Source organism: Mesorhizobium erdmanii USDA 3471 (assembly GCF_000472705.1).
Classification (GTDB): Bacteria; Pseudomonadota; Alphaproteobacteria; order Rhizobiales; family Rhizobiaceae; genus Mesorhizobium; species Mesorhizobium erdmanii.
Genome location: NZ_AXAE01000024.1, coordinates 122,108 through 144,273, shown reverse-complemented (window position 1 = coordinate 144,273; position 22,166 = coordinate 122,108). Strand labels below are relative to the sequence as shown.

Here is a 22,166-nt window from a genome sequence, read left to right as displayed (position 1 = left end):
GCTCGGGCTCGATCGAGGACGCCGGGAGCGCTCCACAAGCCCGGCTTCGCCTTCCGAAAGATAGCGGGCGATCAGCTTATGGCCGCACGTCCGCCCGATCCCGAACTGTCGGCAAAGCGCGCTTACATTCGCGCCCTCCATCGACGCCAATCGGACAAATTCCAGTCTCTGGCTCACCACGCTTCTGTCCCCGAACGGCATCCCGAATCTCCTGCGCCAAACGCAAGAAACTGTTCGCGATGTCTCCGAACACCTGTTCGCGATGTCTCCGGTCCAAACACACTATATGGGGAGAAGGTGCCGGCAGGCGGATGAGAGGCAGCGCAGACGTCGAAATTGACGTTTGACCTAGGATGTCATCTACCCAACCGCCTTTGCAGGTTCACCCTGTTGAAACGCGGCCAGCGCCGCCTTCAACCCATCCGGTCCCGCCGCGACCATCTGCGGCGTCGGTGAGAAGCCGGCGCCGAGCATCTTGCGGCCGAGCATGTGGTCGCCGGGGCGGTTGACCGATTCGATGCCGAGCATCCGGTCGCCGGCATAGTGGTAGATCGAGAACTTGTTGTCGGGCAGGTCGCCGAGCACGACATGGCTGTCGCCGCCGGCGGTCAGCCCGACCATCTGCAGCTTCATGTCGCCAATGTCCGACCAGAACCATGGTACCGCCGAATAGGCGTCCGCGTGGCCTGATATCGTGCGGGCCGCGAGGCGCGCCTGGTCGGTGGCGTTCTGCACCGATTCCAGCCGCACGTCGCCGCCGGTGAACCAGTGCCGGTAGGACGCGGCGTCGCCGATGGCCAGGATTTCCGGCACCGAGCTGCGCATCTGGTGATCGACGCGGATGCCGTTGGCGATGGCAAGGCCGGCATCTTGCGCCAGTTCGACATTCGGCACGGCGCCGATGCCGACGATAACCATGCGCGCCGGCAGCCTTTCGCCTGACGAGGTGATCGCGGCCGTGGCATGGCCGTTTTCGCCTTCGAGCCTTGCAATCGAGGTGCCGGTGAGGATGCGCACGCCTGCCGCTTCCAGCCTGTGCCGGACATGGCTCGCCACCAACGGTGCCACGGCGCGGCCGAGCAGCCGGTCGACCGCTTCCACCACCGTTACCGTGCGGCCGGCCGCGCGCAGCGTCGCGGCGATTTCCAGCCCGATAAAGCCACCGCCGAGGATGACGACATCCTGGCTACGCACGCTCAAGTCCCGGATCAGCCGCGCATCGGCAAGCGAGCGCAGCGACAAGACGCCGAACAGGTCCGAGCCGGGCAGTGGCAGGACACGCGGGCGCGATCCGGTTGCCAGGATCAGATGGTCGAAGGCGAGCGCACCGCCGCCCGATATTTCCAGGCGGCGTCCGCCGGCATCGATACGCTCGATCCGAACGCCCGCCCGGTAGTCGATGGCGCTGCCGGTATAAAAGGCCTCGCCACGCAAGGGCTGCGGTTTGGCCTCGGCATCCTTGATGAAGGTCTTCGACAGCGGCGGCTTGTGGTAGGGCAGCTCGTTCTCGTCACTGATCAGGATCACCGGTCCGTCATAGCCGTCCTCGCGCAGACTGGCGGCCGCCTGCACGCCCGCATGACCCGCACCGACAATGACCACGCCGTTCTTCATCGCATTCCAATCCCGATTCGATTCTAGGACGCCTCACCAGGTGGCAATTGTCTGACGCCGCCGCAAGACGGCGTTTGCGGGTCGCACCCGGAATGGCGGCTGTCAATCATACAGTTCCGAAGTCAGCTCGGTGCAGCAAAGGTGTAAAGTTGAGCATTCTAGTTTAGAATAATTCTAAACTATTGTTTCAATTGGATTTTCCTGTCGATTTTCATTGACTTCCATCGGCGTCGAAGCTTTATGGAAGCCTGCGCATTGGCGCATCCCTTTGATGTCTGGGCCTTGAACCCGTTCGATTGGAGGCATTTTGGTGTCTTTCTTCCCTGAACCGCGCGACAGAGCGGCACGCCTTTTGGCAGGTGGCATGCACATGGCCTCGCGCCGGTCGCCGCGCGCGCCTTTTATGGAATTCCCAAAAAACTGGAGAGCGATAATGACAGCACGATATGGCTGCAGGCTTGCGGCAATTGGTGCCACGGCGCTGCTGACGGCGGCGGTGTTCGTGCTGCCTGCCAGGGCGGAAACCGATGCGAAAGCGGTTATCAAGACCTATGCCGATATCGGGCTCGCCAAATATGAGGATTCGCTGACCACGGCGCAGGCGCTCGACAAGGCAGTCGATGCGTTGCTTGCCAATCCGTCGGCTGAAACCCTCGGCGCTGCGCGCGACGCCTGGAAGGCATCGCGCGTGCCCTACCAGCAGACCGAGGTCTATCGCTTCGGCAACAAGATCGTCGATGATTGGGAAGGCAAGGTGAATTCCTGGCCGCTGGACGAAGGCCTGATCGACTATGTCGCCAAAAGCTATGGCACAGAGTCGGACGCGAATTCGCTCTATACGGCCAATGTGATCGCCAACAAGGAAATCGAGATCAACGGCAAGAAGGTCGACGCCTCGAAGCTTTCGCCGGAGTTCCTGTCCGGCACGCTGCAGGAGGCCGGCGGGATCGAGGCCAATGTCGCCACCGGCTATCACGCCATCGAATTCCTGCTCTGGGGCCAGGATCTGCACGGCACCGGCCCGGGCGCCGGCGAGCGCCCCTACACCGACTACGACCTCAAGAACTGCACCGGCGGCAATTGCGACCGCCGGGCCGAGTATCTGAAGTCGGCCAGCACGCTTCTGGTTTCGGACCTGCAGGAAATGGTCGGAAACTGGAAGGAAGACGGCGCGGCGCGCAAGAACCTGGTCGATGGCGAGCCGAACACGGCGATATCTGTCATCCTCACCGGCATGGGTTCGCTGTCCTATGGTGAACTGGCGGGCGAGCGCATGAAGCTCGGCCTGTTGCTGCACGATCCGGAAGAGGAGCAGGACTGCTTCTCCGACAACACCCACAATTCGCATCTCTATGACGCCATCGGCATTCGTGCCGCCTACCTCGCCAGTTACACACGCCTCGATGGCACGGTGGTTTCTGGACCTTCGGTGCATGACATGGTCAAGGCGGCTGATCCGGCGATCGACAAGGAACTGTCCGACAAACTCGATGTCACCGTCGCCAAGATGGAGGCGATCAAGGCGCGGGCCGAGGCCGGCGAGGCCTATGACCAGCAGATCGCCGAGGGCAACACCGAGGGCAATGCGACGGTGCAGGCAGCGATCGACGCGCTGATCGACCAGACCAAGTCGATCGAACGCGCCGTCGGCTCGCTGAAACTCAATGCCATCGCCTTCGAGGGTTCCGACAGCCTCGACGCACCCGACAAGGTGTTCAAGTAAGGCCTGGAGCCCGATCCGGAGCCGCGCGATCGGCTTCGGAATAGGGTTCCGGCAGAAAATTAAGCCACACGGCGCGGGAGGCGCCGTCAGCCATCCGAGCACTGTAAATGCTGATCTGCCATTGCAACATCATCACGGAGAAGGAGATCGAGCAGACGATCATCGGGCTGCTGGACCAGGATCCCTGGCAACTGATTGTGCCGGCAAAAATCTACCACACGATGCAAAAGCGCGGTCGCTGTTGCGGCTGCTTCCCGAATGTGGTGGAAACGATCATTCGGGTCACCGAAAATTACCACGCCCGCTCGGAGGCGAGCGGCGTGGATATCGTTTCACACCTGGATCGCGTCAGAGGCCTGCGCGTCCAATACGGGAGCAGAATCCATGAAAGGCGAAAGTCAGATCATCGAGCGGCTTAACGAGGCGCTCTTTCTGGAACTCGGTGCCGTCAACCAATATTGGGTGCATTTCCGTCTGCTGGAGGACTGGGGATACACCAAGCTCGCAAAGAAGGAGCGGGCGGAATCGATCGAGGAAATGCATCATGCCGACAGGCTCATCGCCCGTATCATCTTCCTTGAAGGCCATCCGAACCTGCAGTCCGTGGCGCCGCTGCGCATCGGGCAGAACGTCAAGGAAGTGCTCGAATCCGACCTTGCCGGCGAATATGACGCGCGCACTGCCTACAAGCGTTCGCGCGAGATCTGCCACGAAGTGGGCGACTACGTGACGATGAAGCTGTTCGAGGATCTGCTGGCTGACGAGGAAGGTCACATCGACTTCCTCGAGACGCAGCTCGACCTGCTCGCCTCGATCGGCGAGGAGAAGTATGGCCAGCTCAACGCCGACCCGGCCAACGAGGCGGAGTAAAGGCATGCAGGAATGCGGCGCCTCTTAGAATTCTTGCGCCGCTTGCGGCGGGCCGCCGGCTCGCCGCCTCTCCTGAAAAGACCAGCCGTACCGGCTCGTCGGCGCTACACCATTCCAACTTCTTGTTTTGGCGCGATTCCCAAGGGAAAGGGCTATGCGCTTTTCCCGGGAAGACCGTTTCACACCTTTCCTGGAATTGCTCTTGTGTTGGCGCTGACATCGTCCGCGATTGCCGGCGACCTTCAGCCGGCGGGGCTCACCACTGTGCGCAGCGACCTCAATGCCAAGGATCAGGCGCGTGTCACCGCCGTCACCAGGCCAACCACGGATTTCTCCAGACCCGAGCCGTTCGAGTTGATGCAAGGTGGTGCCGGCACATCTGAGAAAGACGTCGGCCGCGACGCCTTCTCGCAATCCTCGGCCAACCTCACCTTCGAGGAAGAGGGCACCTTCAAGCTCGGCAACGCTTTGTTTCGCAAGAACTGGGTGTCGTCGCCATCCTCGACACAGGCGTCGGACGGGCTTGGTCCGCTGTTCAACGAACGCGCCTGCCAGAACTGTCATCTGAAGGACGGCCGCGGCCGTCCGCCGCAAGGCGATGCCGGCACCACCTCGATGTTCCTGCGGCTCGCGCGGGAGGCGAGTAGTGCTGAAGAGAAGGCAGCCATCGCCGGCCATCGACTGCTCAATTTCCCCGATCCCGTCTATGGAGCGCAGTTGCAGGAGCTGGCGGTGCCCGGACTGCGCGGCGAAGGCCGCATGCATGTCGATTATCAGGAACGTAAGGTGGAACTGACGGATGGCGCCGTGGTTTTCCTGCGCAAGCCCAGCTACTCCGTCACCGAGCTCGGCTACGGGCCGCTCGATACGCGCACGACGCTATCGCCGCGCCTGACACCGCCAATGATCGGCCTTGGCCTGATAGAGCAGATCGCTCCAGCTGACATTCTCGCTCACGCTGACCCGGATGATCGTGATGGTGGCGGGATTTCCGGCAAACCGAACATCGTGCGCGACAGCCATAGCGGGGAGTTGACGCTTGGCCGTTTCGGCTGGAAGGCGCAGACCGCGTTGATCCGCCAGCAGGCGGCGGATGCCTTTGCCGGCGACATCGGCATCTCGACACCGGAAGAGCCGAAACATTGGGGCGATTGCACCGCCGCCGAAGCAAAATGCCTCGCAATGCCGAACGGCGTGCAGGCGCGCCTGGGTCAGGTCGAGGCGCCGTCACCCGTGATGGATCTCGTCATCTTCTATTCGCAGAACCTTGCCGTACCGGCGCGCCGCGATCTCGCTGCGCCTGATGTGCTGGCCGGCAAGAAGGTCTTTTATGAGATCGGCTGCGCTTCCTGCCACACGCCGAAATTCGTTACTCGTCGCGATGCGCCCAACAAGGCGCAGGCCTTCCAGCTGATCTGGCCCTATTCCGATTTCCTGCTGCACGACATGGGGCCGGACCTTGCCGACGGCCAGTCGGTGGGCGATGCGACGGGCAGCGAGTGGCGCACCCCGCCGCTGTGGGGGATCGGCCTCACCCAGACCGTCAACGGCAATTCCTTCTTTCTGCACGATGGCCGCGCGCGCAGCCTGACCGAGGCGATCCTGTGGCATGGTGGCGAGGCGCAGAGCGCGCGCGACCGCTTTGCCGCCGCCAATGCGGGCGAGCGTGATGCGCTGGTCAAATTCCTGGAGTCACTGTGATGCTGAAGCGCTCTGCCCTGCTTTTCGTCCTGCCGCTGGCCTTGCTGGGCGTTTCCCCGGCATCGGCTGCGGTGAAGGCCTCCGACATCATCCAGAGGGCGATCGACGGCTTTGTCCGGCCAGCCTATGCCGACCTGCACGAGCATGCACAAGTTCTGGCGAAAGCGGTGCACAAGCTCTGCGAAGCGCCCTCCCAAGGCGAACTCGAAACCGCACGGGCTGAATTCTCCGCCACCGTCCATGCCTGGTCGTCAGCCGAGATCATCGGCTTCGGGCCGATCAAGGAGAACAACCGGCTGGAGCGCATGCTCTACTGGCCGGATCGCAAGGGCCTCGGCCTGAAGCAGGTGCAGGCGGCGCTGGCGGACAAAGACCCGAGCGCCACCGATCCAGCACAACTGGCAGGCAAGAGTATTGCCATGCAAGGGCTCGGCGCGCTGGAATTCGTGCTATACGGCGACGGCGCCGATGCGCTGACTGGCAAGGATAATCCCTATCGCTGCGCCTACGGCGCCGCGGTCGCCGGCAATATCGAAGCCATGGCCGGCGAGGTCAGCGCAGCCTGGAACAAGCCGGATGGCTTTGCCGCGCTCTGGGCCAATCCGGGGCCACAGAACGCGCTCTACCGCGACGGCAATGAAGCGGTGACCGAACTGGCCGGTGTTTTCATCAACGAACTGGAAATGGTGAGGGATGTCCGCCTGAAAGGCTTCCTTGGCGGCAAGCCCGGTGCGGACAAGCCGAAGCAGGCGATCTACTGGCGGTCGCAAAACACCGCCAATTCGCTGGCCGGAAATCTCGCCGGCATCGATACGCTGTTCCAGGCCTCGAAGCTTGGCGATGCATTGCCTGAAGATGAGCGCTGGATGGCAGAGTCGATCCATATCCAGCTGGCCAACGGTGTCGCTACGGCGAACTCCATTCAGGGTCCGATCGACAAGACGCTTGCCGACCCGGCTCTGCGCGAAAAACTCGAGCATCTCGCTCTGATCACCTCCAGCCTGTCGACCCTTATCGGCACCAGGCTGACCGCCGAATTCGGCCTCACCGCCGGATTTTCATCGCTGGACGGGGATTGAGCCTTGAAAACCTCGCTCATCGATCGCCGGGACTTCCTCAGAGCCGCGGGCATCGGCTTTGCCGCCGCGATGGCGCCGCCGGCATGGGCGGCAACGCTTGCTGCTGACGCTGTCTTCGCCACCGCTTTCGTCAAGCGCGACGGTAGTTTTGGCGCCGCCGTCCTGTCCGAGGCCGGCAAGGTGTTGCATGCGATCGATCTGCCCGACCGCGGCCATGACGTCACCTTCGATCCCATATCGAGGCGTTCGGTGGTCTTCGCCCGCCAGCCCGGCACATTTGCCGTGGTGTTCGATCATTCGGGCCGTGACGCGCCGCAGACCGTCGCCAGCGTCACCGGCCGACACTTCTTCGGCCATGGCGTGTTCTCGCCCGACGGCGCCCTGCTCTATGCCACCGAGAACGACTTCGACAATGCTGCCGGCGTCGTCGGAGTCTACGATGCGCGGGCGAAATTCAGTCGCATCGGCGAGTTCCCGACCCATGGCATGGGGCCGCACGAGCTTCTGTTGCTGGGCGATGGCAGGACGATCGCGGTCGCCAATGGTGGCATCGAGACCCATCCCGACTACGGTCGCGCCGAGCTCAACATCGCCACCATGAAGCCGTCCTACGTGTTGATCGACCGCGTCTCCGGCGATCTCATCGAAAAGCATGAATTGCCTGCCGCGCTGCACCAGCTGTCTATCCGCCACATGGACACCGACCCATCCGGCACCGTCTGGTTCGGCTGCCAGTATCGGGGGGCGGCCACTGACCGGCCGCTGCTGGTCGGCCGCGCTGCCCGTGGCAAGGAGTTGGCTTTGCTCGACATGCCGCAGGACATATTATCCGGCTTCCGCAACTATATCGGTTCGGTCGCCGCCAATCCTTTGGCCGGCACCGTCGCCGTCTCGTCACCGGAAGGCAATTCGCTTGTCGTGATCGATGCCGCCAGCGGTCAGGTCGCATCGTCGAGCGCGCTGGTCGAGGTTTGCGGCCTTGCGCCGGACGGGTCGGGCTTCATGGCAACGACGGGAGCAGGCGAGATCGTCGAGGGCAGCGGCGCGATACGGCTGGAACCGGACTATGTCTGGGACAACCACATGCTGCGCATCGAACAGGTCTGACAGCGCGCCGGCTGAACCGAAGCCGCTTAACAAATTGTGCTTGCGGTGGCGCGCCTTGGCGGGCACAGGGAGTTGTTTCTCGGAACCGGTCGTTTCATGAAAGTGCTTGCCATCGACTGTGCCGCCAGCCTCTGCGCCGCCTGCGTCTACGACGCGGCGGCCGGGCGGGAGCTTGGCCGCTCGGTGCTCGATCTCGGCAAGGGCCATGCCGAGCACCTGATGGCCGTCATCGCCGAGGCGCTGACAGGGGGCGCGACCGACTACGCCGAACTTGGCGCCATTGCCGTCTCGGTCGGCCCCGGCTCCTTCACCGGTTTGCGCGTCGGCGTGTCCACGGCGCGTGGTCTGGCGCTGGCGTTGAAAATCCCGGCGATCGGCGTCACGACGCTCGAAGCGCTGGCCGCTGAGGCCGCGGCGGCTTTTCCCAGCCGCGCCGTGCTCGCGGCGCTCGATGCCGGTCGCGAGGAAATCCACGCCGCACTGTACGACAAAGCGTTAGGCTTGACTTACGGTCCGGCAGTGATCGCATTGCCGGAAGCTACCGCCCTGGCGATGGAGAGCTCCGCGGTGCTTGCCGGTACCGCGGCGGTGCAGATCGCCGCATCGTCGGGCCTTGCTTGCGATATCGGGCCTCGGACGGCCACCGCCGACATTCTCACTTACGCCCGCTTGGCTGCGGCCAGGGGTGAGGGCGAGAGGCCAAAACCGCTTTATCTGCGCGGCGCCGACGCCAAGCCGCAGGCGGGGTTCATTTTATCAAGGCAACAAAATTAATGCGCATACCTTTTCTCCAGCCGCGCCGCCGGGACTATGCGCTCGAGCCGCTCAGGATCACCGACAGCCCCGCGGTCTCCGTGCTGCACCGCGAGGACTTTGTCCGTCCATGGACCGATGGCGAGTTCGCCGCCTTGCTCGAACAGGACACCGTGTTCGGCTACGCCGCGCGCGAGACCGGGCAGGGCGCCAAGCCGCCGGTCGGCTTCGTGCTGGCCCGGTTGGCAGCCGGCGAGGGTGAGATCCTGACCGTCGCGGTGGCCCGCTCGCATCGCCGACAGGGGCTCGGCTGGCAACTGATGGATGCGGTGCTGCGCGAACTGCATGCGCAGCGGGCCGAAGCGCTGTTCCTCGAGGTCGACGAGACCAATGTCGCCGCGATCGCCCTCTACCGTCGGCTAGGCTTCCGCGAAGTCGGCAAGCGCCCGGATTACTACAAGTCGCCCGACCGCGGGCCGACCGGTGCGCTTGTCATGCGCCGCGATCTTCGCTAGCCAGGGGCCGGGACAAGGCCAGAGAGTATGATAGGAAAAATCAGGATCTTCCTGGCCCTGGGCCTTGTCGTTGCCGGTTCGCTGGTCCTGGTACCATTGCAGATCCTGTCGATGAAGACCGGCTGGTGGCCGGAAACCGTCATCCTCAAGATCTGGCACAGGCTGATCCTCAGGGCGCTCGGCATGCGCGTCCATGTCAAGGGTGCGCTGTCGGACAAGCGGCCCTTGCTGGTTGCCGCGAACCACATCTCCTGGACCGACATCATGGTTCTGGGCTCCTTTGCCGATGTGAAATTCATCGCCAGGGCCGATATGGAAGGCTGGCCGCTGATCGGCATGCTGTCGAAACTGCAGCGTACCGTCTTCATCGAACGCGAACGCAAGCGCTCGTCCGGCGACCAGGCCAGCGAGATCGCCAGCCGCATGGCAAAAGGCGATGCCATGGTGCTGTTCGCCGAGGGTTCGACCGGTGACGGCAATGCCGTCCTGCCGTTCAAGAGCACGCTGTTCGGTGCCGCTTCGATGGCGATTTCGGAGGGGGCGGCCGAGCAGGTGTTCATCCAGCCGGTGGCGATCGCCTACACGCGCCTGCACGGCGTGCCGCTCGGCCGCCGCCACCGGCCGATCTCGGCCTGGATCGGCGACGAGGATTTGATGCCGCATCTGAAAGTGCTGATGGCGGAGGGCGCGCTCGACGTCGAGGTGCATTTCGGCGAGCCGATCGCCTTTGCCAAAGGCTCGAACCGCAAGGAAACAGCCCGGCTGATGGAAGGCCAGGTGCGCGAAATGATGCGGACTGCACTCGCCGATCCGCGCCCGAGCCGCTAGCGCGGGCCACGCGCCTGCGAATGCATGTCGAGAATCGTCTGTTTTTTGTCACGGAAAGGCGTTAGAAGCCGGCCGATGGACTTGAACACGATTGAAAGCGACGACATCGGCACAGTGGCCGGGCAGCCGGCTGCGCGCGCCACGGCAGCGAAAAAGGTCTTCATCAAGACCTATGGCTGCCAGATGAACGTCTACGATTCACAGCGCATGGGCGATGCGCTGGCCGCCGACGGCTATACGGCGACCGATGCCATCGACGAGGCCGATCTGGTGCTGCTCAACACCTGCCATATCAGGGAGAAGGCTGCGGAAAAGGTCTATTCCGAGCTCGGTCGTATCCGCGACATGAAGGCCGAGCGCGCCAGTGCCGGCCGCGAGCTGCTGATCGGCGTCGCCGGCTGCGTGGCGCAGGCCGAAGGTGCCGAGATCATCAGGCGGTCGCCGGCCGTCGACCTCGTCATCGGCCCGCAGACCTATCACCGTCTGCCCGACGTGCTGGCCAGAGTCCGCGGCGGCGAAAAGATCGTCGAGACCGACTACGCCATCGAGGACAAGTTCGAGCATCTGCCGCAGCCGAAGCGCGCCGAGGTGATCAAGCGCGGTGTCACCGCCTTCCTCACCGTGCAGGAAGGCTGCGATAAATTCTGCACCTTCTGCGTCGTCCCCTATACGCGCGGCTCGGAAGTGTCGCGGCCGGTGGCGCAGATCGTCGCGGAAGCCGAGCGCCTGGCCGAGGCCGGCGTACGCGAGGTGACGCTGCTCGGCCAGAACGTCAATGCCTGGCACGGCCAGGGCGACAATGGCGAGGAATGGGGCCTTGGCCGCCTGCTGTTCCGTCTCGCCGAAATCCCCGGACTGGCGCGGTTGCGCTATACCACCAGCCATCCGCGCGACATGGACGACGAGCTGATCGCGGCACACCGCGATTTGTCCGCGCTGATGCCGTATCTGCATCTGCCGGGGCAATCGGGCTCCGACCGCATCCTCAAGGCGATGAATCGCAGGCATACCGCCAGGGATTATCTGGCATTGCTCGACCGCATCCGCGCCGCGCGCCCTGATATCGCGTTGTCAGGCGACTTCATCGTCGGCTTCCCCGGTGAAACGGACGCGGATTTCGAGGCGACCATGGAACTGGTGCGCCAGGTGAACTACGCCTCGGCCTTTTCGTTCAAATATTCGCCGCGTCCGGGCACGCCGGGCGCCGAAATGCCTGATCACGTGCCGGAAACGATCAAGGACGAGCGCTTGCAGCGCCTGCAGGCACTGCTCCTGAAACAGCAGCAGGATTTCGGCTTGAGCCTTGTCGGCAGCACCATCGGCACGCTGATCGAGAAGCCCGGCCGCCAGGCTGGCCAGAAGGTCGGCCGCTCACCTTGGCTGCAGCCCGTTATTGTTGATGAAAAGGCCGGCGAAATCGGTGACATTATCCAGGTGCGAATCACGAAGACGGGCTACAACAGCCTGTTCGCCGAGTTGGCCTGATGCCTGTCGCTCAAAAGTGCCCGCAGTTATGGGACAACGACATGCATAGCCACAAGCCTCGGCAGATGAGGAGAGACGGTTGAGCGCAGCAGAGCTGAAGAACCTGCCCCCGGTACCGGCATCTGGGGCTTCTGACATGGCGCACATCGTTCTGACTTTCGACAACAACAAGCTTGCCAGCGCCCTTTACGGTCAGTTCGACGAGAACCTCGCCCGGCTCGAGCAGAAGCTTGGCGTCGACATCCGCTCGCGCGGCAACCAGCTGACCATCAAGGGCTCGGCTTCGGCGGCCGAACAGGCGCGCCGCGCCTTGGACAACCTCTATGGGATTCTGCAGAAGGGCGTCGATATCGGCCAGTCCGACGTCGATGGCGCCGTGCGCATGGCGGTCGCCGCCGACGATCAACTGACGCTGCCGACGCTTGAGCGCAAGGGCAAGGTTTCCGCCGCCCAGATTGCCACCCGCAAGAAGACGATCTATGCCCGCTCGCTCAACCAGGACGCCTATATGCGCGCGCTGGAGCGGTCGGAACTGGTGTTCGGCATCGGTCCGGCCGGTACCGGCAAGACCTATCTGGCGGTGGCGCACGCGGCGATGCTGCTCGAGCGCGGCATGGTCGAGCGCATCATCCTGTCGCGGCCGGCCGTCGAGGCCGGCGAACGGCTGGGCTTCCTGCCGGGCGACATGAAGGAGAAGGTCGATCCGTATCTGCGGCCGCTCTACGACGCGCTTTACGACATGATGCCCGCCGACAAGGTCGAGCGCGCCATTGCTGCGGAAGTGATCGAAATCGCGCCGCTCGCCTTCATGCGAGGCCGCACGCTGGCGCATGCCGCCGTCATCCTCGACGAGGCGCAGAACACCACGCCAATGCAGATGAAGATGTTCCTGACGCGTCTTGGCGAGAACTCGCGCATGATCGTCACCGGCGATCCGACCCAGATAGACCTTCCTCCGAGCACCAAATCGGGTCTGGTCGAGGCCTTGCGTGTGCTCGACGGGGTGGCCGGCGCGGTCACCGTGCGCTTCAACGATGTCGATGTCGTGCGCCATCCGCTGGTGGCGGAAATCGTTCGGGCCTATGACCGTGACGCCAAGCTGGCGCGCGGCCTGGGCGCCGAGAATTGATTTTGACGATGCAGGTTCATGCCTGAGGACAATTTATCCGGCGACGGGGCTGCTCTCGTCGATATCGATATATCGGTCGAAGCGGGCGATTGGCCCGATGAGGCCAGCCTGACGCGGCTGGTCGATCGCGCGGCTGACGCTGCTTTTGCCGAAACCGGCGTGACGGGCCGTTCCGAACTCAGCGTCGTTTTTTCCGACGATGCTCATATACGAACCCTCAATGCGGACTGGCGCGGCAAGGACAAACCCACCAACGTCTTGTCTTTCCCGGCTTTTCCGCTTGTACGAGGCGGCCCATTGCCGCCGATGCTGGGCGATATCGTGCTCGCCGCCGAGACGGTTTCGCGCGAAGCGGCACTGGAAGACAAGCCCGTGCGGAACCATATCACCCATCTCGTCATCCATGGCCTGCTGCATTTGCTGGGCTACGATCACGAGACCGACACGGAGGCCGAGGAGATGGAGGCCATCGAACGCGCGGCGCTCGCAAGGCTTGCCATTCCCGATCCCTACGCGTAACTACATCTGATAATTGACCGGACGACGATGAACGACAAACCAGAGACTGCCGCCCGCCCCGACGCCGGCAGTGCGACCAAGGCTTCCGATACGTCGGAAGAGGGGTCAAGTCCGAGTACCGTTACCCCTGTTGTTGCCAACACCGGCAGCGCCGCCAGCGAAGCTTCGCCTGCCGGACCCTCCTTGTTCGACCGCGTTCTGGGCCTGTTCAGGCAACGCAACGGCACCAGCCTGCGTGAGGAAATCGCCGGTGCGCTGGCCGAGACCGCGAGTGACGCGGAATCGTTCTCGCCTGGCGAGCGCGCCATGCTCAACAACATATTGCGGCTGCGAGAGGTGCGCGTCGAGGACGTCATGGTGCCGCGCGCCGACATCGAGGCGGTCGAGATCACGACGACGCTCGGCGACCTGCTTGGCACCTTCGAGCAATCCGGCCATTCCCGCATGCCGGTCTATTCCGAGACGCTCGATGATCCACGCGGCATGGTTCATATTCGCGACGTGCTGGCCCACATCACCAAGCTTGCGCGCGTCAAGAAGGGCCGCGCGACCAGGAAAGCCCCCGTCGCCACGCAGTTGGACCTCGCCCAGGTCGACCTGGCACGCACCATCGGCGAGCTCAATCTGATCCGCCAGGTTCTCTTCGTACCGCCGTCGATGCTTGCTTCCGACCTGATGGGCCGCATGCAGACGACACGCACGCAGATGGCGCTGGTCATCGATGAATATGGCGGTACGGACGGGCTTGTCTCGCTCGAGGACATTGTCGAGATGGTCGTCGGCGACATCGAGGACGAGCATGACGACGACGAGCCGATGATCACCCAGGCCGGTGACGGCGTCTTCATCGTCGACGGCAAGGCTGAGATCGACGAGGTCGCCAAGATGATCGGTGGGGATTTCGCCGCCGGCGAACATGGCGAATATGTCGACACCATCGGCGGCATGATCTTCAACACGCTCGGCCGCGTGCCGGCGCGCGGCGAGGTGGTGCAGGCCATTCCTGGCTTTGAGTTCCACGTCCTCGATGCCGATCCGCGCCGCGTCAAGCGCGTGCGCATCGTGCAGAGCCAGAAGGGCGAGCGCCGCCGGCGCGCCACGGCGCGCACCGAGCAGGCCTGAGCTGCCCGCTCCCCCGATGACGATCGACGATCCGTTCAAGCACGCGAGCCTTGGGTCCGGTGTCTTCTACAGGGATCCTCGCGCGGCGCTGACGTGGCTGGAGGCGGCTTTCGGCTTCGAGCGCAGCATGGTGATCAGTGATGCCGAGGGCAAGCTCGTCCACGCCGAGATGCGATTCGGCGAGTGCACCATCATCGTCGATTCCGAATGGGCCGACTACATCGCCAGCCCGGCTTCGGTCTCGGGCAAGAACACGCAGTCGGTCTATGTCAGGCTCAAGGATGGCCTGGACGCCCATTGCGAGCAGGCACGGGCGGCCGGTGCCGACATAATCCAGGAGCCGGCGGACCAGTTCTACGGCGAACGCCAATATCGGGCCCGCGATCCCGAGGGCCATGTCTGGACCTTCTCACAGCCCATCCGTCGTGTGTCTCGCGAAGAGGCCGAGTTGTTGAGCGGTCTGCGCATCGACCGCTGGCACCGGTAGAGCGGCGATCGAGATAGCGCGGCCGACAGGCGTTTGGAGCGCGGACCGCGGCCTGTTAAATCTTGCGTCCTGATTCGCGCGACTCGGAAGTTTGCATGGAGCGCTTGGCCGGCCGGATAATTCTGCTTTGGGGTTGGCGCCGTGCGCTCGTGGCGTTTGTCGCCGGGGCGTTGGCGGTTTTGGGTCAGGCGCCCTACGACTTCTTCGCCGCCTGCTTCATCTCCTTTCCGCTGCTGGTCTGGCTGCTCGACGGCGCCACCGGCGAGGCCTCGGGCAGCCTTTTCAAACGCCTGCGGCCGGCCTTCGCCGTCGGCTGGTGGTTCGGCTTCGGCTATTTCCTCGCCGGACTCTGGTGGATCGGCTCGGCGCTGCTGGTCGAGGCCGACGATTTTGCCTGGGCGCTGCCCTTTGCCATGGTCGGCATTCCCTTCGCGCTCGCCTTTTTCTACGGCTTCGCAACGATGGTCGCCCGGCTCTTGTGGAGCAGCGATATCGGCCGCATCGCAGCCCTTGCCTTCGGTTTCGGGCTGGCGGAGTGGCTGCGCGGCTTCCTGTTCACCGGGTTTCCCTGGAATGCCATCGGTTACGCTGCAATGCCCGTGCCTCTTCTGATGCAGAGCGTCTCGGTGACCGGCATGATCGGCATGAACGTGCTTGCGGTGTTTCTCTTTTCGTTGCCGGCGCTGCTGGCGGCTCGCCGGCATCTTCGCCTGGGCGCCGCGCTGTTCGTCCTGCTTGCAGCGGCGCATGTCGGCTTCGGTTATGTCAGGCTTGCCGCTCCTGAAAAGCCGGCGGAGCGCAGCCTGGAAGTCCGCATTGTCCAGCCTGCCGTCGATCTCAGTGAAAAGTGGGACGCCTCGGTGCGCGACCGCATCTTCGCCACCTTGCTTGGCCTGTCCGCCAAGGCGCCGGACCCCGGTCATGGTAAGCCACAGCTCATTCTCTGGCCCGAAACCTCGGTGCCGTTCCTCTTCACCGAACGCCCGGACGCGTTGACGGCGCTGGGCGACATGCTGGCCGATGGCCAGATGCTGATCGCCGGCGTCGTTCGCGAGGAAGGCGGCTCGGCGGCCGGCGCCGACAGCCGCTATTACAATTCCGTCGTGGCGATCAACGACAAGGGCGAAATCGCCGACGCCGTCGACAAGGTCCATCTCGTGCCCTTCGGCGAGTATCTACCTTTCGCCGACCTGCTCAACCGCTTCGGTATCGCCCAGCTTGTCGCCGGACCGGTGACTTTTGCCGCCGGCAACGAGCGTCATGCCATCACCCTGCCGGGCGGCATCCGCGCGCTGCCATTTATCTGTTATGAGGTGATCTTTCCCGATCTTGTGGCTGTTGACGCAACGTCAGCGCAGCTTATTGTGAACGTTACCAATGATGCCTGGTTCGGGGACACGCCGGGACCGTATCAGCATTTCAGGCAGGCTCAGATTCGCGCGGTGGAGAACGGATTGCCCTTGCTGCGTGCTGCCAACAACGGCATCTCGGCCGTCGTCGATCCACGTGGACGCATCGTCGATGCGCTGGCAATCGACGCGCGCGGAGCCATCGATGTGACGGTGCCGATTTCGGGACAGACGGTCGTTTCTTCGGGCCAGCGGCGCATTAACGGAATGCTGATCATGTTGCTGTTTGCGCTTGTGGGAGCGTTGTTGAACGTAAGGCAAAGGCTACGGGTGAATTGACAGTCGACACATTAGAAACTCATACTGTATCGCCTGAAAATTTCTCGAAGCTGGTGGATCGTTCTGTTGGGGCAGTCGCCTCCGGCTTTTTTTGGGCGGGAAAAAATCACAAAGCCGAAAAAATTCGGCGAGGAAAAAATGACAGAAGAAAACAAGAAGAAACCCAATCCCATCGACATCCACGTTGGAAGCCGCGTCCGGCTTCGCCGCAATATGCTCGGAATGAGCCAGGAAAAGCTGGGCGAAAATCTCGGCATCACATTTCAACAGATCCAGAAATATGAAAAAGGCACCAATCGCGTCGGCGCCAGCCGGCTGCAGGCGATCGCCTCCATACTCGGCGTGCCCGTCGCCTTCTTTTTCGAGGATGCGCCAGGCCAGGAGGCGGCGGCCGGCCGTGGCTTTTCGGAGGATGCCTCGATGGCTTTCGCCGTCGAGTTCTGCGGCAGTCCCGAAGGCCTTCAGCTCAACCGGGCCTTCGTCAAGATCGCTGACGTCAAGGTGCGCCGCAGGATTATCGACCTGGTGAAGTCGCTCGCCGCGGATGATCTCGACTGATCCTCGATGCGCCTCGATCCGGCGGCATTTGCCGCCGGTGGCACAAGATACCGACATCGACAGTCGTGCCAGAAGAGCGGCAACGCTTGACGAGCGGCGCTTTGCCCCGCTAACACGTGGCGCGCCAAAATCGGCAGCCTGCCGATCGTTTTTCAAGAGGGGACACCCGTGACGCGGCAGAATTACTTCTTTACCTCGGAATCCGTTGCCGAGGGCCATCCCGACAAGGTCTGTGACCGGATCTCCGACGAGATTGTCGATCTGGTCTACCGTGAAGCCAAGAAGACCGGCATGGACCCGTGGAAGGTCCGTGTCGCCTGCGAGACGCTCGCGACCACCAACCGTGTCGTCATCGCCGGCGAAGTGCGCGTCCCCGAGACGCTGCTGAAGAAGGACAAGGCCGGCAATGTCCTCAAGGACGCGGCCGGACATTCGATCATCAACCCGGCCAAGTTCAAGTCGGTTGCTCGCAAGGCGATTCGCGAGATCGGCTATGAACAGGCCGGCTTCCACTGGAAGACCGCCAAGATCGAGGTCCTGTTGCATGGCCAGTCGCCCGACATCGGCCAGGGCGTCGACAACGCCGCCGACCGTCAGGGCGAGGAAGGTGCCGGCGACCAAGGCATCATGTTCGGCTATGCCTGCCGCGAGACGCCGGACCTGATGCCGGCGCCGATCTACTACAGCCATAAAATCCTCGAACTTCTGGCCGCCGCCCGTCACGAAAACAACGGCGAGGCCGGCAAGCTCGGGCCGGACGCAAAGAGCCAGGTCACTGTCCGCTACATCGACGGCAAGGCCGCCGAGGCAACGCAGATCGTGCTGTCGACCCAACATCTCGACCCGACCTGGGACTCCAAGAAGGTGCGCAAGGTCGTGGAACCCTACATCCGCGAGGCGCTTGGCGATCTCAAGATCGCCGACGATTGCATGTGGTACATCAACCCGACCGGTAAGTTCGTCATCGGCGGCCCGGATGGCGACGCCGGCCTCACCGGCCGCAAGATCATCGTCGATACCTATGGCGGTGCTGCCCCCCACGGCGGCGGCGCCTTCTCCGGCAAGGATACCACCAAGGTCGATCGTTCGGCTGCTTATGCGGCACGCTACCTGGCCAAGAATGTCGTGGCGGCGAAGCTTGCCGACCGCTGCACCATCCAGCTTTCCTACGCCATCGGCGTTGCCCAGCCTCTGTCGGTCTATGTCGATCTGCACGGCACCGGCAAGGTCGACGAGGCAAGGCTCGAGGACGCGCTGCGCAACGTGATGGATCTGTCGCCGTCGGGCATCCGCCGTCATCTCGACCTCAACAAGCCGATCTACGCCAAGACGTCGTCCTACGGCCATTTCGGCCGCAAGGCCGGCCGTGACGGGTCTTTCTCCTGGGAGAAGACCGATCTCGCCAAGGCGCTCAAGGATGCTGTCGCGGCCTGAGGCCACGACAGACCCTGCGCCACCAGATGAGCCCGCAAGACAGGCCAGGCCGCGCGACCGAAGCGTTCTTCGGTCGCCGGCGCGGCAAGCCGGTGCGCCCGCAGCAGGCGGCGGCGCTGGAAAGCGGGCTTGGCGCCTATGGGCTCGATCTGAAGGCCGAGGCGCCGCCGGATCTGCGCACCCTGTTTGAGACCGACCTTTCGGCTGTCCGGCTCGAGATCGGCTTTGGCGGCGGCGAACATCTTCTGCACCGCGCCATCGAAGCGCCGACGACCGGCTTCATCGGCGTCGAGCCCTTCGTCAACGGCATGGCCAAGATGATGATGGCGGTGACGGCAAGGCCGCTCGCCAACCTGCGCGTTTTTGATGACGATGCCACGCAGTTGCTCGACTGGCTGCCGCCGGCCACGCTCGACGGCATCGATCTTCTCTATCCCGATCCGTGGCCGAAGAAGAAGCACTGGAAGCGGCGTTTCGTCAGCCCGGTCAATCTCGACCGTTTCGCGCGCGTCCTGAAGCCGGGCTCAAAATTCCACTTCGCGTCCGACATCGATACGTATGTGAACTGGACCTTGCTGCATTGCCGAGCGCATGGCGCCTTCGCGTGGCAAGCGGCTGAAGCAGCCGATTGGCACCGCCCATATGAGGGCTGGCCGGGCACGCGTTACGAGGCGAAGGCCATTCGCGAAGGCCGTCAGCCTGCCTATCTGACCTTCGTCCGGAAATAGGCGCCTATTTCCTGAATTTTCAGAAACGGCCGATCCTGTTGAAGATGGCCGGATCCATTCCGAGCTTACGCAAATCGTCGGCCCGCGGCTTGCGGCCGGCTTCCACGGCGCGCGATGCGGCGACCGCGCTGCCAAATGTCGTGAAGAGATCGCCCAGGGCGGAAAATAATCTGCGATTGCTCATGATCTTGTCCTCTCGCGCGCCACCGCGCGCCGCTTGTGTTCGTGTCGTGGCTAATAAATAAGAGCGCCCCGCCTCCGCTCACAGGGGGATTGCCGCATGGCGGCCATGCGCCCGGAGCAATGCTGACGCGTCAGCGCTTTTGCCGACCCGCCACGGCGGGCTTGAAACGCCGGCCGTGTTCGTCTATATCAGCGTCAAATTCTTGGTCGGTATGACGAAGAGTGGGTCCCACCGGTCCCGCTCTTTTTTATTACCTGGCGGGTGCATCGGACCGAAAAGTGCGAAGCTGTTTTCGGATGGTTCCGATGCGCAAACTAAAGAACATTTCGAAACGAACGACAGGCAATTGATGACTGCAACGGCAAGCGAAGGTGACGACCGCATCATCCGCGAAAGCGGCATCGATGCGCGCATTGCGCTGATCGTCCAGCCGGTGCTGCGCGGCATCGGCTTTCGCCTTGTGCGGGTGCATCTGTCCGGTCAGAACGGGTTGACGCTGCAGATCATGGCCGAACGCGAGGACGGCACCATGACCGTCGAGGATTGCGAAGAGGTCAGCCGCGCCGTGTCGCCGGCGCTCGACGTCGATGATCCGATCGAAAAGGCGTATCATCTCGAAGTGTCTTCGCCCGGCATCGATCGGCCGTTGGTGCGCAAATCGGATTTCGTGACCTGGACCGGTCATCTGGTGAAGATGGAGACGTCGGTCATCGTCGCTGATCGCAAGCGCTTCAAGGGCAAGATCGCCGAGGCTGGCGAGAACGACGTCTTGATCGAGCGCGACAAGGCAGCCTATGGCGAGGAGCCGACGGTACGCGTGCCCTACGACGCCATTGCCGATGTCAGGCTGATCCTGACCGACGACCTCATCCGCGATGCGTTGTCGAAGGACAACAGGGCGCGCAAGGAAGCCAAGAAACGCCGCGGCGAGCCGGAAGACGATATTTCCGAAGACGCCACGGAAGAACACGAACAGGAATAACGATTGAGCTGCCGGGCGCAAACGTCCGGCAAACAGGCTCGGGAGAAAAAACATGGTTGTAAGCGCCAACAGACTTGAACTGCTGCAGATTGCCGACGCGGTCGCGCGTGAAAAGTCGATCGACAAGTCGATCGTCATCGCCGCCATGGCCGATGCGATCCAGAAGGCGGCGCGTTCGCGTTATGGCCAGGAGACCAACATCCGCGCCGACATCAACCCCAACACCGGCGAGATGAAGCTGCAGCGGCTGATGGAAGTTGTCGAAGAGGTCGACGACTATGCCACCCAGATCGCCATTTCCTCGGCCCGCGAGCGCAATCCCGACGCCCAGCTCGGCGATTTCATCGCCGAACAGCTGCCGCCGATGGATTTCGGCCGCATCGCCGCCCAGTCGGCCAAGCAGGTCATCGTGCAGAAGGTGCGCGAGGCCGAGCGCGACCGCCAGTACGACGAATACAAGGACCGCATCGGCGAGATCGTCAACGGCACCGTCAAGCGCGTCGAATACGGCAATGTCATCGTCGACCTCGGCCGTGGTGAAGCCATCATCCGCCGCGACGAGCTGATCCCGCGCGAGAACTACAAATATGGCGATCGCGTCCGCGCCTATGTCTATGACGTGCGCCGCGAGCAGCGCGGCCCGCAGATTTTCCTGTCGCGCACCCATCCGCAGTTCATGGCCAAGCTCTTCACCATGGAAGTGCCGGAAATCTATGACGGCATCATCGAGATCAAGTCGGTCGCCCGCGATCCGGGCTCGCGCGCCAAGATCGCCGTTATTTCGCGCGATTCCTCGATCGACCCGGTCGGTGCCTGCGTCGGTATGCGCGGCAGCCGCGTCCAGGCCGTCGTCGGCGAACTGCAGGGCGAGAAGATCGACATCATTCCATGGTCGCCCTCGGCTGCCTCCTTCATCGTCAACGCGCTGCAGCCGGCGGAAGTCGCCAAGGTCGTGCTCGATGAGGATGCCGAGCGCATCGAGGTGGTGGTTCCCGACGATCAGCTGTCGCTGGCCATTGGCCGCCGCGGCCAGAACGTGCGTCTCGCCTCGCAGCTCACTGGCTGGGACATCGACATCCTGACCGAGGCCGAGGAATCCGAGCGCCGCCAGAAGGAATTCGTCGAGCGCTCGGCGCTGTTCATGGAAGCCCTCGACGTCGACGAGATGGTCGGCCAGGTGCTGGCCTCGGAAGGCTTCACCAGCGTCGAGGAAGTCGCCTATGTCGACGCCGGCGAGATCGCCTCGATCGACGGCTTCGATGACGACACCGCTTCGGAGATCCAGACCCGTGCCCGCGAATATCTCGAAAAGATCGAGGCTGAGCATGACGAGAAGCGCAAGGCGCTGGGCGTCAAGGACGAGCTGCGCGAAATCCCCGGCATCACCACCGCAATGATGGTGACGCTCGGCGAGGACGGCGTGAAGACGATCGAGGATTTCGCCGGCTATGCCGCCGACGACCTGACCGGCTGGAAGGAACGCAAGGACGGCGAGACCAAGGTCTATCCGGGCGTGCTGGCCAATCATGGTGTTTCGCGCGCCGATGCCGAGCAGATGGTGCTCAATGCCCGTCTCAAGGCCGGCTGGATTTCCGAGGACGAGCTTGCAGCCGAAGAAGCATCGGCTGACGAAGCCGTTGGTGCGTGAGGTGAAACCGCA

Annotated in this window: 23 protein-coding genes; 20 read left to right on the top strand and 3 right to left on the bottom strand. The window is 63.2% G+C overall.

Features of this window, described 5'->3' with window-relative positions; translation table 11 throughout:
* Positions 1–201 (bottom strand): helix-turn-helix domain-containing protein (locus tag A3AU_RS1000000138095; RefSeq protein WP_154674621.1); only part of this gene is annotated, 201 nt, incomplete at its 3' end.
* Between the two features lie 159 nt (positions 202–360).
* Positions 361–1,614 carry an NAD(P)/FAD-dependent oxidoreductase gene (locus A3AU_RS0120510; protein ID WP_027054543.1) on the bottom strand — a complete coding sequence of 418 codons (1,254 nt, stop codon included), beginning with the start codon at positions 1,612–1,614 and terminating at the stop codon, positions 361–363.
* Positions 1,615–2,047: 433 nt separating this feature from the next.
* On the opposite strand from A3AU_RS0120510, the gene A3AU_RS0120505 reads away from it, so the two are divergent.
* From A3AU_RS0120505 to trmB, 18 genes are all read left to right on the top strand, one after another.
* Complete coding sequence (locus A3AU_RS0120505; protein ID WP_032917762.1) at positions 2,048–3,337, top strand: imelysin family protein; 1,290 nt, start codon at positions 2,048–2,050, stop codon at positions 3,335–3,337.
* Between the two features lie 107 nt (positions 3,338–3,444).
* Positions 3,445–3,756, top strand: coding sequence for a hypothetical protein (locus A3AU_RS0120500; RefSeq protein ID WP_027054541.1), 312 nt, complete (start codon positions 3,445–3,447; stop codon positions 3,754–3,756).
* Positions 3,722–4,207 carry a bacterioferritin gene (gene bfr / locus A3AU_RS0120495; protein ID WP_027054540.1) on the top strand — a complete coding sequence of 162 codons (486 nt, stop codon included), beginning with the start codon at positions 3,722–3,724 and terminating at the stop codon, positions 4,205–4,207. The genes A3AU_RS0120500 and bfr overlap by 35 nt, the downstream gene beginning before the upstream one ends.
* Positions 4,208–4,219: 12 nt before the next feature.
* Entirely contained in the window at positions 4,220–5,908 is a 1,689-nt protein-coding gene (locus A3AU_RS0120490; protein ID WP_027054539.1) for a di-heme oxidoreductase family protein, read from the top strand.
* The gene (locus A3AU_RS0120485) at positions 5,908–6,987 is read left to right on the top strand and encodes an imelysin family protein (protein ID WP_027054538.1); all 1,080 of its coding nucleotides are present in this window, start codon (positions 5,908–5,910) and stop codon (positions 6,985–6,987) included. The genes A3AU_RS0120490 and A3AU_RS0120485 overlap by 1 nt, the downstream gene beginning before the upstream one ends.
* Before the next feature lie 3 nt (positions 6,988–6,990).
* Positions 6,991–8,094, top strand: a complete 1,104-nt coding sequence (locus A3AU_RS0120480; protein WP_027054537.1) for a DUF1513 domain-containing protein — start codon at positions 6,991–6,993, stop codon at positions 8,092–8,094.
* A gap of 96 nt (positions 8,095–8,190) precedes the next feature.
* Positions 8,191–8,868 (top strand): tRNA (adenosine(37)-N6)-threonylcarbamoyltransferase complex dimerization subunit type 1 TsaB, encoded by a 678-nt coding sequence (tsaB, locus tag A3AU_RS0120475; RefSeq protein WP_027054536.1) that lies wholly within the window; start codon positions 8,191–8,193, stop codon positions 8,866–8,868.
* On the top strand, positions 8,868–9,362 hold the full coding sequence (gene rimI / locus A3AU_RS0120470; RefSeq protein WP_010913305.1) for a ribosomal protein S18-alanine N-acetyltransferase: 495 nt from the start codon (positions 8,868–8,870) through the stop codon (positions 9,360–9,362). The genes tsaB and rimI overlap by 1 nt, the downstream gene beginning before the upstream one ends.
* A 27-nt stretch (positions 9,363–9,389) precedes the next feature.
* Positions 9,390–10,190, top strand: a complete 801-nt coding sequence (gene olsA, locus A3AU_RS0120465; RefSeq protein ID WP_027054535.1) for a lyso-ornithine lipid O-acyltransferase — start codon at positions 9,390–9,392, stop codon at positions 10,188–10,190.
* A gap of 75 nt (positions 10,191–10,265) precedes the next feature.
* Entirely contained in the window at positions 10,266–11,675 is a 1,410-nt protein-coding gene (gene miaB, locus A3AU_RS0120460) for a tRNA (N6-isopentenyl adenosine(37)-C2)-methylthiotransferase MiaB (protein WP_027054534.1), read from the top strand.
* A 136-nt stretch (positions 11,676–11,811) separates the two neighbouring features.
* Positions 11,812–12,804 (top strand): PhoH family protein, encoded by a 993-nt coding sequence (locus A3AU_RS0120455; protein WP_019863063.1) that lies wholly within the window; start codon positions 11,812–11,814, stop codon positions 12,802–12,804.
* A gap of 18 nt (positions 12,805–12,822) precedes the next feature.
* Positions 12,823–13,323 (top strand): rRNA maturation RNase YbeY, encoded by a 501-nt coding sequence (gene ybeY / locus A3AU_RS0120450; RefSeq protein ID WP_027054533.1) that lies wholly within the window; start codon positions 12,823–12,825, stop codon positions 13,321–13,323.
* A gap of 27 nt (positions 13,324–13,350) precedes the next feature.
* Positions 13,351–14,445: a hemolysin family protein gene (locus tag A3AU_RS0120445; protein ID WP_027054532.1), complete on the top strand. Its 1,095-nt coding sequence runs from the start codon at positions 13,351–13,353 to the stop codon at positions 14,443–14,445.
* 16 nt (positions 14,446–14,461) lie between these two features.
* The gene (locus tag A3AU_RS0120440; protein ID WP_032917753.1) at positions 14,462–14,932 is read left to right on the top strand and encodes a VOC family protein; all 471 of its coding nucleotides are present in this window, start codon (positions 14,462–14,464) and stop codon (positions 14,930–14,932) included.
* 95 nt (positions 14,933–15,027) lie between these two features.
* On the top strand, positions 15,028–16,620 hold the full coding sequence (gene lnt, locus A3AU_RS0120435) for an apolipoprotein N-acyltransferase (RefSeq protein ID WP_027054530.1): 1,593 nt from the start codon (positions 15,028–15,030) through the stop codon (positions 16,618–16,620).
* 138 nt (positions 16,621–16,758) lie between these two features.
* The gene (locus A3AU_RS0120430) at positions 16,759–17,178 is read left to right on the top strand and encodes a helix-turn-helix domain-containing protein (protein WP_027054529.1); all 420 of its coding nucleotides are present in this window, start codon (positions 16,759–16,761) and stop codon (positions 17,176–17,178) included.
* 168 nt (positions 17,179–17,346) lie between these two features.
* Positions 17,347–18,612, top strand: a complete 1,266-nt coding sequence (gene metK, locus A3AU_RS0120425) for a methionine adenosyltransferase (protein ID WP_027054528.1) — start codon at positions 17,347–17,349, stop codon at positions 18,610–18,612.
* Between the two features lie 26 nt (positions 18,613–18,638).
* Positions 18,639–19,340 carry a tRNA (guanine(46)-N(7))-methyltransferase TrmB gene (gene trmB / locus A3AU_RS0120420; protein WP_027054527.1) on the top strand — a complete coding sequence of 234 codons (702 nt, stop codon included), beginning with the start codon at positions 18,639–18,641 and terminating at the stop codon, positions 19,338–19,340.
* Between the two features lie 19 nt (positions 19,341–19,359).
* Here trmB and A3AU_RS1000000139920 read toward each other — a convergent pair whose 3' ends face one another.
* Complete coding sequence (locus A3AU_RS1000000139920; RefSeq protein WP_081294167.1) at positions 19,360–19,524, bottom strand: hypothetical protein; 165 nt, start codon at positions 19,522–19,524, stop codon at positions 19,360–19,362.
* A gap of 349 nt (positions 19,525–19,873) precedes the next feature.
* Between A3AU_RS1000000139920 and rimP the strand changes: the two genes are divergently transcribed.
* A complete protein-coding gene (gene rimP, locus A3AU_RS0120410) occupies positions 19,874–20,506 on the top strand; it encodes a ribosome maturation factor RimP (protein WP_027054526.1) in 633 nt (210 codons plus the stop codon).
* Positions 20,507–20,558: 52 nt separating this feature from the next.
* Entirely contained in the window at positions 20,559–22,154 is a 1,596-nt protein-coding gene (nusA, locus tag A3AU_RS0120405; RefSeq protein WP_027054525.1) for a transcription termination factor NusA, read from the top strand.
* Positions 22,155–22,166 lie beyond the last annotated feature (12 nt).

Bases quoted from the DNA above. Each gene is read 5' to 3' on its own strand.
- A3AU_RS0120440 (WP_032917753.1), top strand. From the start codon at position 14,462: ATGACGATCGACGATCCGTTCAAGCACGCGAGCCTTGGGTCCGGTGTC.
- trmB (WP_027054527.1), top strand. From the start codon at position 18,639: ATGAGCCCGCAAGACAGGCCAGGCCGCGCGACCGAAGCGTTCTTCGGT.
- A3AU_RS0120445 (WP_027054532.1), top strand. From the start codon at position 13,351: ATGAACGACAAACCAGAGACTGCCGCCCGCCCCGACGCCGGCAGTGCG.
- A3AU_RS0120510 (WP_027054543.1), bottom strand. From the start codon at position 1,614: ATGAAGAACGGCGTGGTCATTGTCGGTGCGGGTCATGCGGGCGTGCAG.
- bfr (WP_027054540.1), top strand. From the start codon at position 3,722: ATGAAAGGCGAAAGTCAGATCATCGAGCGGCTTAACGAGGCGCTCTTT.
- A3AU_RS0120485 (WP_027054538.1), top strand. From the start codon at position 5,908: ATGCTGAAGCGCTCTGCCCTGCTTTTCGTCCTGCCGCTGGCCTTGCTG.
- A3AU_RS0120490 (WP_027054539.1), top strand. From the start codon at position 4,220: ATGCGGCGCCTCTTAGAATTCTTGCGCCGCTTGCGGCGGGCCGCCGGC.
- A3AU_RS0120505 (WP_032917762.1), top strand. From the start codon at position 2,048: ATGACAGCACGATATGGCTGCAGGCTTGCGGCAATTGGTGCCACGGCG.
- A3AU_RS0120430 (WP_027054529.1), top strand. From the start codon at position 16,759: ATGACAGAAGAAAACAAGAAGAAACCCAATCCCATCGACATCCACGTT.
- tsaB (WP_027054536.1), top strand. From the start codon at position 8,191: ATGAAAGTGCTTGCCATCGACTGTGCCGCCAGCCTCTGCGCCGCCTGC.
- olsA (WP_027054535.1), top strand. From the start codon at position 9,390: ATGATAGGAAAAATCAGGATCTTCCTGGCCCTGGGCCTTGTCGTTGCC.
- A3AU_RS0120500 (WP_027054541.1), top strand. From the start codon at position 3,445: ATGCTGATCTGCCATTGCAACATCATCACGGAGAAGGAGATCGAGCAG.
- rimP (WP_027054526.1), top strand. From the start codon at position 19,874: ATGACTGCAACGGCAAGCGAAGGTGACGACCGCATCATCCGCGAAAGC.
- nusA (WP_027054525.1), top strand. From the start codon at position 20,559: ATGGTTGTAAGCGCCAACAGACTTGAACTGCTGCAGATTGCCGACGCG.
- ybeY (WP_027054533.1), top strand. From the start codon at position 12,823: ATGCCTGAGGACAATTTATCCGGCGACGGGGCTGCTCTCGTCGATATC.
- miaB (WP_027054534.1), top strand. From the start codon at position 10,266: ATGGACTTGAACACGATTGAAAGCGACGACATCGGCACAGTGGCCGGG.
- rimI (WP_010913305.1), top strand. From the start codon at position 8,868: ATGCGCATACCTTTTCTCCAGCCGCGCCGCCGGGACTATGCGCTCGAG.
- A3AU_RS1000000139920 (WP_081294167.1), bottom strand. From the start codon at position 19,524: ATGAGCAATCGCAGATTATTTTCCGCCCTGGGCGATCTCTTCACGACA.
- lnt (WP_027054530.1), top strand. From the start codon at position 15,028: ATGGAGCGCTTGGCCGGCCGGATAATTCTGCTTTGGGGTTGGCGCCGT.
- A3AU_RS0120455 (WP_019863063.1), top strand. From the start codon at position 11,812: ATGGCGCACATCGTTCTGACTTTCGACAACAACAAGCTTGCCAGCGCC.